Origin of the sequence: Myxococcus faecalis, assembly GCF_050039385.1 — a bacterium.
In the GTDB taxonomy this organism is placed as follows: domain Bacteria; phylum Myxococcota; class Myxococcia; order Myxococcales; family Myxococcaceae; genus Myxococcus; species Myxococcus fulvus.
Genome location: NZ_CP144336.1, coordinates 4663444 through 4672500, shown reverse-complemented (window position 1 = coordinate 4672500; position 9057 = coordinate 4663444). Strand labels below are relative to the sequence as shown.

7 protein-coding genes and 2 rRNA genes (1 of these 9 only partly in view) are annotated in these 9057 nt (G+C 65.9%); 7 read left to right on the top strand and 2 right to left on the bottom strand.

What is annotated here, in order from left to right; all coding sequences use genetic code 11:
* Both VZQ01_RS18725 and rrf read left to right on the top strand, forming a co-directional pair.
* A 23S ribosomal RNA gene (locus tag VZQ01_RS18725) occupies positions 1-1207 on the top strand; it begins 1757 nt to the left of the window's first position.
* A gap of 162 nt (positions 1208-1369) precedes the next feature.
* Positions 1370-1486: ribosomal RNA gene (gene rrf, locus VZQ01_RS18720) — 5S ribosomal RNA — on the top strand.
* 71 nt (positions 1487-1557) lie between these two features.
* On the opposite strand, the gene VZQ01_RS18715 is transcribed toward rrf, so the two are convergent.
* Together VZQ01_RS18715 and VZQ01_RS18710 are read right to left on the bottom strand one after the other, a co-directional pair.
* On the bottom strand, positions 1558-2445 hold the full coding sequence (locus VZQ01_RS18715; RefSeq protein WP_223782060.1) for an SRPBCC family protein: 888 nt from the start codon (positions 2443-2445) through the stop codon (positions 1558-1560).
* Positions 2442-2801, bottom strand: a complete 360-nt coding sequence (locus tag VZQ01_RS18710; RefSeq protein WP_223752106.1) for an ArsR/SmtB family transcription factor — start codon at positions 2799-2801, stop codon at positions 2442-2444. Before VZQ01_RS18710 ends, VZQ01_RS18715 begins: the two co-directional genes overlap by 4 nt.
* 199 nt (positions 2802-3000) lie before the next feature.
* Here VZQ01_RS18710 and VZQ01_RS18705 point away from each other — a divergent pair, with 199 nt between their 5' ends.
* From VZQ01_RS18705 to kdpC, 5 genes are all read left to right on the top strand, one after another.
* The gene (locus VZQ01_RS18705) at positions 3001-4128 is read left to right on the top strand and encodes an outer membrane beta-barrel protein (RefSeq protein ID WP_426748542.1); all 1128 of its coding nucleotides are present in this window, start codon (positions 3001-3003) and stop codon (positions 4126-4128) included.
* A gap of 204 nt (positions 4129-4332) precedes the next feature.
* Positions 4333-4422, top strand: coding sequence for a K(+)-transporting ATPase subunit F (gene kdpF, locus VZQ01_RS18700; RefSeq protein WP_046710363.1), 90 nt, complete (start codon positions 4333-4335; stop codon positions 4420-4422).
* 12 nt (positions 4423-4434) lie between these two features.
* Positions 4435-6153 carry a potassium-transporting ATPase subunit KdpA gene (gene kdpA / locus VZQ01_RS18695; RefSeq protein ID WP_426748541.1) on the top strand — a complete coding sequence of 573 codons (1719 nt, stop codon included), beginning with the start codon at positions 4435-4437 and terminating at the stop codon, positions 6151-6153.
* A gap of 3 nt (positions 6154-6156) precedes the next feature.
* Positions 6157-8217 (top strand): potassium-transporting ATPase subunit KdpB, encoded by a 2061-nt coding sequence (gene kdpB / locus VZQ01_RS18690; RefSeq protein ID WP_223752103.1) that lies wholly within the window; start codon positions 6157-6159, stop codon positions 8215-8217.
* 12 nt (positions 8218-8229) lie between these two features.
* Positions 8230-8886: a potassium-transporting ATPase subunit KdpC gene (gene kdpC / locus VZQ01_RS18685; protein ID WP_267698546.1), complete on the top strand. Its 657-nt coding sequence runs from the start codon at positions 8230-8232 to the stop codon at positions 8884-8886.
* Positions 8887-9057: the final 171 nt, after the last annotated feature.

The following is a 9057-nucleotide window of genomic DNA, read 5'->3' as shown; positions in this document are numbered from 1 at the left end:
CGGAAGAAGGTGGGCCTCTGGTAGGTGAAGGCGTACAGCTGGAGCCGAGAGAGGTTGCAGAGAAATGGCGGTAGCGACTGTTTACCAAAAACACAGGACTCTGCGAAGGCGACAAGCCGACGTATAGGGTCTGACTCCTGCCCGGTGCTGGAAGGTTAAGGGGATTCGTCAGCCGCAAGGCGAAGCGATGATCCGAAGCCCCAGTAAACGGCGGCCGTAACTATAACGGTCCTAAGGTAGCGAAATTCCTTGTCGGGTAAGTTCCGACCTGCACGAATGGAGTAACGACTTCCGCGCTGTCTCGGAGAGGGACTCAGCGAAATTGAAATAGCTGTGCCGATGCAGTTTACCCGCAGCAAGACGGAAAGACCCCGTGAACCTTTACTATAACTTGACAGTGACACTAGGGATTGACTGTGTAGGATAGGTGGGAGCCTTTGAAGCCGGGCCGCTAGGTTCGGTGGAGGCAACGGTGAAATACCACCCTGTTGATTTCTGGTGTCTAACCATGTCCCGTTAGCCGGGATTGGGACACTGTCTGGTGGGTAGTTTGACTGGGGCGGTCGCCTCCCAAAGAGTAACGGAGGCGCGCGATGGTTCCCTCAGCCCGATTGGAAACCGGGCGGCGAGTGCAATGGCATAAGGGAGCTTGACTGCGAGACGGACACGTCGAGCAGGTGCGAAAGCAGGTCATAGTGATCCGGTGGTCCTGAATGGAAGGGCCATCGCTCAACGGATAAAAGGTACTCCGGGGATAACAGGCTTATCTCCCCCAAGAGTTCACATCGACGGGGAGGTTTGGCACCTCGATGTCGGCTCATCGCATCCTGGGGCTGGAGCAGGTCCCAAGGGTTTGGCTGTTCGCCAATTAAAGCGGTACGCGAGCTGGGTTCAAAACGTCGTGAGACAGTTTGGTCCCTATCTGCTGTGGGCGTAGGATACTTGAGAGGCTCTGACCTTAGTACGAGAGGACCGGGTTGGAGGCACCGCTGGTGTACCAGTTGTCTCGCCAGAGGCATCGCTGGGTAGCCATGTGCCGATTGGATAACCGCTGAAAGCATCTAAGCGGGAAACCGACCTCAAGACCAGGTATCCCGGGCGCAAGCCCCTGAAGACCCGTCGAAGACTACGACGTTGATAGGCTGGGTGTGTAAGCGCGGTAACGCGTTGAGCTAACCAGTACTAATTGGTCGAGCGGCTTACTTCCCCCTATCTCTTGCGCGCCCCCTCGAGGGGAGTAAGGGACTCGGGGCCAAGGCCGAGGCTTGAATGCATGCGCATTCACCCGGAAGAAACTTCTAAAAGCACAGCGAGGCTTGATACTCGCAGAATGCTGCAACTTACCCTTCGTATGCACTGTCTCTTGTTTTCCGGTGGCAATGTCGGAGGGGTCACACCCGTTCCCATCCCGAACACGGAAGTTAAGCCCTCCAGAGCCGATGGTACTCCGCGGGAAACCGCGTGGGAGAGTAGGTCGCTGCCGGATTCTTTTTGAGAAGCCCTCGTCGCCTCGTGCGACGGGGGCTTTTCTTTTTTCCTCACGGCCCTCGACGCGCTTTACCGCGTGGCGAGGAGCTCGGCGAGTCGATCGAAGTTCTGCTCATTGGCTTCCTCGACGAAGCCGCGGACCTTCTCGACCTCCTCCTTCGACTCAAAGCGCATTCGCCAGGTGAGGCGCGTCTTGAGTCCCTCGTCCGCGAAATCGAGGCGCATCTCGAAGTGATGTGACTCCTGGAGGTGTCGGAAGACGACCCGCTCCATGGGGACCACCTGCGTGAACTCCTTGTGCATGGTGTATCGGGCTCCATCCGGTCCCTGCATCACGAAGCGCCACTGACCTCCTGGGCGGAGCTCAAACACCTCGAAGGTGTTCGTCGAGCCCTTCGGTCCCCACCACCGCGACAGCTGCTCCGGGTCGCTGAATGCCTGGTACAGCCGGTCTCGGGAGGTGTCGAAGCGCCGAGAGGAGACGATGTCTCGGGACTCCTCGAGCACCCGCCCCAGCCTGTCGAAGTGTTCCGCCGTGCCTCCCTCACGTGAGCGCATCCCATCCTCACCGTCGAGGAAGGTGGCTTGCTCGGTGAACACCATCCTCGTCCCGCCTGTCTTCGTCGCGTGCAACTCCACCGTGGCCAGTGACACGGACAGGTGCTTGTCGCCCACGTGCATGTCGTAGACGTAGACCAGTCGCTCGTCGGGGATGATGGAGTGGTAGCGCGCGGTGAAGACACTCGTGTGGCGCCCCTCGAACTGTCCGTGGAGCAGCTCCGTTCCGCCCACGCGGAAGTCGAGCTCACGCTTCACGAGGCGCCACCGCTCAGGCGGACCGATGAACCACTGGGCCTTCATCTCCACGTCGGCCCAGGCCGCGAAGACCCGGGCAGGAGAGGCTTTGTACGTGCGCTCGATGCTGAATGTGCCGTGAACGGCGGGACGTGCCTTCATGAGCTGCCCTTCTTTCGGGGGGAAGGCGTGGGGGATTCGGGGCCATCCAGCAACTCGCCCAAGCGGTCGAAGCGGCGCTCCCACAGGCCGCGCCGCGCGGAAATCCAGTCCTCGGCCACGCGCAGCCCCTCTGGCTGGATGTGACAGGAGCGCACACGCCCGACCTTCTCCGTGCGCACCAGGCCGCTCTCCTCGAGCACCTGGAGGTGCTGAACGACCGCCGCGAGGGTGATGTCGAGCGGCTTCGCCAGGTCGCTGACCGACAACGAGCCCTGACTCAGGCGCTCGACAATGGCTCTCCGCGTGGAGTCACCCAGCGCCTGGAACACCCGGTCTACGGCGCCATGGTTTAGCATGGGCTTAAGTATGCGCTGTGCGCCCTGACTGTCAAGCCGTGGCTTAAGTGTTCGGTGCGGGCTTCAAGCTGCACGGCGACTGTGGAGTCATCGTGCAGGCTGCAATGCGCGCGGCGGCCAGCGCTGCCCAACCCCGCGATAGTCCTACGGATTTGTCAGAGGGTGGGTGGTACGCGCGGTGCTCATTGGATGGGCACCCATGTTGTCCATCGACTCCACTCAGCTGCTTCTCTCCCTGCTCCTCCGGCAGGCCGATGCGCCCCTGCCTGCTGCCGACACCACGGCCAACGACTCGGCGGCGACCCGCTTCCTCTCCCGGGTCCAGCCCGAGGGCGGCGTCGATGTGTACTTCGCCCACAACTTCAACCGCCCCGCGAACAAGGCCAGCTTCCTCCCCGGCACCGGCACGTCCGCCAAGCGCGATGGCGAGGTGTCCATCAACCTGGCCTCGCTGGGGCTGAGCGCCGAGCCCGCTCCCGTGGGCTTCAAGGTGCTCCTGGGCTTTGGAACGGGGGCGGAGGTGGTGCACTCGGCGGAGCCCGAGGGTGTCGCCTCTGGACCTGCTGCGTGGCGCTACGTCCAACAGGCGTCCGTGTCCTTCGCCACGGGGCCGCTGACCCTGGAGGCGGGGCTGTATCCCAGCCACATCGGGCTCGAGTCGTTCCAATCCCAGCTCAACTGGACGTACACCCGCTCGTGGATGGGCGAGTACTCGCCCTATTACCAGACGGGCATCAAGGGGACCTGGGCCTTCGACCCGGCGTGGAGCGCGCAGCTTCAAGTCCTCAATGGCTGGCAGACCGTGGGTGACAACAACCGCGGGCTCGCCGTGGGCACTCAAGTGGCCTACGCGGGCGAGCGCCTCTCCGCGGCCCTCAACACCTTCATCGGCGAGGAGGGCGCCACGGGCGACGAGGGGCTGCGCCTCTTCGCGGACGCGGTGGCGACGTTTCGTGTCCTGCCCTCGCTGTGGCTCGCCGCGACCGCAGATGTGGGGACACAGCGTCTTCCCTCGGGAACTCGCGCGAACTGGTACGCGGCAGGGCTCAATGCCCGGGTGCTGCTCGCGGAGCCCGTGGCGCTCGCCGCGCGTGTCGAGGCCTACCGGGATGCCGATGGCTTGATGACCGGCGTCGCGCAGACCTTGTCGAGCGGGACCGTCACGCTCGAGGTGAAGCCCGCGGAGCAGCTCACCCTCAAGCTGGAGGCACGGCATGACCGCTCGACGGAGGCGGTGTTCGCGGGCCGCGCCACGGCCGATGACGGCTCGCCCGTGCCGAAGGACACCGAGACGCTCGTCGTGCTCGGCGCCACCGCCTTCTTCTGATGTGCCCCCCGGAGACCTTCCATGGATTTCGTCCTCGTCCTCGTCACCGTCGGATTCTTCACCCTCGCGCTTGGCTACACCCATGGCTGTGAACGGCTCTGAGCGCACCCTGCCCGCTTTCGTGCACCCCGCCGGATGCTCCCTCGCGCCGTGCACTTCGCTCATGCGCAGCTCCACTCCAAGCCTCACCCGGAGTCCCCACTCATGACCTTCGAATACGCCGCCGGCGCCGTGCTCGCCGTCCTGCTCACCGTCTACCTCGTCTATGCCCTGCTCCGTCCCGAGCGCTTCTGAGGGCCCTCTCCAATGACTCTCATCGGCTGGCTGCAAGTCCTGTTGTTCTTCGCCCTCCTGCTCGCGCTGACGAAGCCGCTGGGCGTCTACCTCTTCCGTGTCTTCGAGTCCGAGGCGCGGCCGTTGCCCCGGCTGCTCGGCCCCGTGGAGCGGGGGTTGTTGCGCCTGAGTGGCGCGAGCGAGCGGCGTGAGCAGACCTGGGTGGAGTACTGCGGGGCCCTGCTGGCCTTCAGCCTGGTGAGCCTGCTCATCCTCTACACCCTCCAGCGGGCGCAACACCTGCTGCCCTTCAATCCCCAGAAGCTCGGCGCCGTGGGGCCCGAGCTCGCCTTCAACACCGCCGCCAGCTTCGTCACCAATACCAACTGGCAGTCGTATGCCGGTGAGTCCACCCTGAGCTACCTCACGCAGATGGCGGGCCTGGCGTGGCAGAACTTCGTCTCCGCCGCCGCGGGGCTCGGAGTGGCGCTGGCGCTCGCTCGCGGCTTCACCCGACGACCGGGGCCCGAGGGCTCGAAGACGCTCGGCAACTTCTGGGTCGACCTGGTGCGCGGCACGCTCTACGTGCTGCTGCCCCTGTGCTTCGTCGTCGCCCTGTTCTTCGTCTCGCAGGGGATGCTGCAGAACCTCGCTCCCCATCACTCGCTGACGACGCTCGAGGGCGGGACGCAGACGCTCGCGATGGGACCGGTGGCCTCGCAGGAGGCCATCAAGATGCTCGGCACCAACGGCGGTGGCTTCTTCAACGCCAACAGCGCCCACCCGTTCGAGAACCCGACGCCGCTCACCAACCTGGTGCAGATGCTGCTCATCTTCGCCATCCCCTCGGCGCTCACCTACACCTACGGGAAGATGACCGGTGACACGAAGCAGGGCTGGGCTCTCTTCGCCGCCATGTCGTTCCTGTTCTTCGTGGGAGTGCTCGCCGCCTACTCCGCCGAGGTCCAGCCCAACGCCGCCGTGTCCGCCGCGCAGGTGGCCCACGTCGGCAACATGGAGGGCAAGGAGGCGCGCTTCGGCACCGCCGCGTCCACGCTCTTCGCCGTCGTCACCACCGATGCATCGTGCGGCGCCGTCAATGCCATGCATGACAGCTTCAATCCACTGGGCGGGCTCGTGCCGCTCGTCAACATGCAGCTGGGCGAGGTCATCTTCGGCGGCGTGGGCGCGGGCCTCTACGGCATCCTCATCATGGTCGTGCTCTCTGTCTTCATCGCCGGACTGATGGTGGGCCGCACCCCCGAGTACCTGGGCAAGAAAATCGAGGCCCGGGAGATGAAGCTCGCGATGCTCTACGTGCTCATCTTCCCGCTGTTCATCCTCGGGCTGTCCGCCGTCGCGGCCGTGCTCCCCCAGGGCGTGTCCTCGCTCAACAACGCGGGACCGCATGGCCTGTCTGAAATCCTCTACGCGTTCACCAGTGGCACGGCCAACAACGGCAGCGCGTTCGCGGGCCTCAACGCGAACACCCCGTTCTGGAACATCTCACTGGGGCTGGCCATGCTCGGCGGGCGCTTCCTGATGATTGTCCCCGCGCTCGCCATCGCCGGCTCCATGGTGGGCAAGAAGGTGGTGCCCGCGGGGCCCGGCACCTTCCCGACGAATGGCGTCCTCTTCACCGGCCTCCTGGTGAGCATCGTCGTCATCGTCGGCGCGCTCACCTTCTTCCCCGCCCTCTCCCTGGGCCCCATCGTCGAGCACTTCCTCGCCGGGGCCGGAAAGGTCTACTGAGCCATGAGCTCCTCGTCCTCGAAGCCCGCGTCACTCTTCGACGCGTCACTGCTCAAGCCCGCGCTGCTCGACAGCCTCAAGAAGCTCCACCCCCGGGATGTGGCTCGAAACCCCGTCATGTTCGTGGTGTGGGCCGGTAGCCTGCTCACCACCGTGCTGGTGGTGAAGGACCTCGTGTCGCCGCGCACCGACGGCGCGCCCCTCTGGTTCACCGTGTCCGTGGCCCTGTGGCTGTGGTTCACCGTCCTCTTCGCCAACTTCGCCGAAGCGGTCGCCGAGGGGCGCGGCAAGGCTCAGGCGGGGGCCCTGCGCAAGATGCGCAAGGACACCACCGCGCGCCGTCTTTCCGAGGGGCGCGAGGAGCGGGTGCCCGCGCCTGACTTGCGCAAGGGCGACCTGGTCGTCTGCGAGGCTGGAGACCTCATCCCGGGCGACGGCGAGGTGGTGGAGGGCATCGCCAGCGTGGATGAGTCCGCCATCACCGGCGAGTCCGCGCCCGTCATCCGCGAGTCCGGCGGTGACCGCTCCGCGGTGACCGGCGGCACCAAGGTGCTGTCGGACCGCATCGTCGTGCGCATCGCCGTCAACCCGGGCGAGTCCTTCCTCGACCGCATGATTGGTCTGGTGGAGGGCGCGGCCCGGCAGAAGACGCCCAATGAAGTCGCGCTGCACATCCTCCTCGTCGGGCTCACGGTGGTGTTCCTGCTGGCGTGCGTGTCGCTGGTGCCGCTCGCGCTCTACTCGGGTGTGCCGCTGTCGGGCACCGCCGTGGTGGCGCTCCTCGTGTGTCTCATCCCCACCACGATTGGCGGACTCCTGAGCGCCATCGGCATCGCCGGGATGGACCGGCTGTTGCGCAAGAACGTCCTCGCCATGAGCGGCCGAGCCGTCGAGGCGGCGGGTGACGTGGACACGCTGCTGCTCGACAAGACGGGCACGATTACACTCGGCAACCGCATGGCCACGGAGCTGCTGCCCATGCCCGGCGTGCGCCTGGAGGAGCTGGCCGAGGCCGCTCAGCTCGCGAGCCTGGCCGATGAGACCCCCGAGGGACGCTCCATCGTCACGCTGGTCAAGGACACCTACAAGCTGCGTCCTCGCGAGCTCCTGGCGCACCAGGCGACGTTCGTTCCCTTCACCGCGCAGACGCGGATGAGCGGGTGTGACCTGGTGGAGCCTCACGCGCGCAGCATCCGCAAGGGCGCGGTGGATGCCATCGTCAAGCATGTGCAGGGGCAGGGCGGCCCGGTGCCTTCCGAGCTGGCGCTGGCCGCGGGACGTATCGGAGACGCGGGCGGGACGCCGCTTGCTGTCGCGGAGGGCTCGCGACTGCTCGGCATCATCCACTTGAAGGACGTGGTGAAGGGCGGCATCCGCGAGCGCTTCGACCGCTTCCGCGCCATGGGCATCCGCACGGTGATGATCACGGGCGACAACCCTCGCACCGCCGCGGCGATTGCCCGTGAGGCCGGCGTGGATGACTTCCTCGCGGAGGCGACTCCCGAGGCCAAGCTCGCGCTCATCCGTACCGAGCAGGCCAAGGGCAAGCTGGTGGCGATGACGGGCGATGGCACCAACGACGCTCCCGCGCTCGCTCAGGCCGATGTCGGCGTGGCGATGAACACCGGCACCCAGGCGGCGAAGGAGGCGGGGAACATGGTCGACCTCGACTCCAATCCGACCAAGCTGCTGGAGGTCGTGGAGGTGGGCAAGCAGCTCCTGATGACTCGGGGCACGTTGACCACGTTCTCCATCGCCAATGACGTGGCGAAGTACTTCGCCATCCTGCCGGCGCTGTTCATGGGTGTGTTCCCCCAGATTGCTCCGCTCAACGTCATGGGGCTGACGTCGCCCTTCAGCGCCATCCTCGCCGCGGTCATCTTCAACGCGCTCATCATCATCGCGCTCATCCCCCTGGCGCTGCGCGGTGTGCGCTACCGGCCGCTCGGCGCGGCGGCGCTCCTGCGGCGCAGCCTGCTCATCTACGGGCTTGGCGGCGTCATCGTTCCCTTCGTCGGCATCAAGGCCCTCGACGTGCTGCTCACGGCCGTCGGTCTCGCTTGAGGACTGGTCATCATGGTCTCCACTCTCGTAACCGCGCTTCGTGTTGGTGTCGTCACCCTGGTGCTCACGGGCTTGCTGTATCCCCTCGCTGTCACCGGCGTGGCCTCGCTGCTCTTCCCCGCCGAGGCCCGTGGCTCCCTCGTGAAGGACGAGCAGGGCCGTGTCGTGGGGAGCGCCCTCATCGGTCAGGGGTTCACTCGCGCGGACTACTTCCAGCCGCGCCCCTCGGCCGCCGGGAGTGGCTACGACGCGGCCGCGTCCTCGGGGAGCAACCTGGGGCCCACTTCGCAGAAGCTCCGGGACCGTGTCTTGGCCGAGGCCTCGCGGCTGCGTCGTGAGAATCCGGATGCGCAGGGCGCTGTTCCCGCGGAGTTGGTCACCACGTCCGCGTCCGGGCTGGACCCGCACCTGTCGCCGGAGGCGGTGCGGTGGCAGGTGCCTCGTGTCGCGAAGGCTCGCGGCGTGGCTCCGGAGCGCGTGCTGGCCGTGGTGGGCTCGCATGTGGAGGGGCGCACTTTCGGCGTGCTCGGCGAGCCTCGGGTGAATGTGCTGTTGCTGAACCTCGCGCTGGACCGACAGTTCGGTCGTCCGGCCGTCGAGCCCGGGGTCCCGATGGGTGGCGCGGTGGCTCCATCCGCCACGCCCACCCGGGGCTCGGGCAGCCCGTGAGGGCTGGGTTGTCGTCCGCAGCGTCGAGGACGGTCGACATCATGGCGCTGGAGCCGTCGACGGGAGTTGCTTCGTCGTCGAGAGTCGAGGACGTTCGCCGTCATGGCCTTCGAAGGGCGTCGTGTCTCCTTGTCGAATCGAGGTCCTTCGACCTTCATCATGGGCCGGGTC

What these genes read in the sequence shown, in the direction of transcription:
- VZQ01_RS18715 (WP_223782060.1), bottom strand. Translation starts at nt 2,445, where the DNA reads ATGAAGGCACGTCCCGCCGTTCACGGCACATTCAGCATCGAGCGCACG.
- VZQ01_RS18710 (WP_223752106.1), bottom strand. Translation starts at nt 2,801, where the DNA reads ATGCTAAACCATGGCGCCGTAGACCGGGTGTTCCAGGCGCTGGGTGAC.
- VZQ01_RS18705 (WP_426748542.1), top strand. Translation starts at nt 3,001, where the DNA reads ATGTTGTCCATCGACTCCACTCAGCTGCTTCTCTCCCTGCTCCTCCGG.
- kdpF (WP_046710363.1), top strand. Translation starts at nt 4,333, where the DNA reads ATGACCTTCGAATACGCCGCCGGCGCCGTGCTCGCCGTCCTGCTCACC.
- kdpA (WP_426748541.1), top strand. Translation starts at nt 4,435, where the DNA reads ATGACTCTCATCGGCTGGCTGCAAGTCCTGTTGTTCTTCGCCCTCCTG.
- kdpB (WP_223752103.1), top strand. Translation starts at nt 6,157, where the DNA reads ATGAGCTCCTCGTCCTCGAAGCCCGCGTCACTCTTCGACGCGTCACTG.
- kdpC (WP_267698546.1), top strand. Translation starts at nt 8,230, where the DNA reads ATGGTCTCCACTCTCGTAACCGCGCTTCGTGTTGGTGTCGTCACCCTG.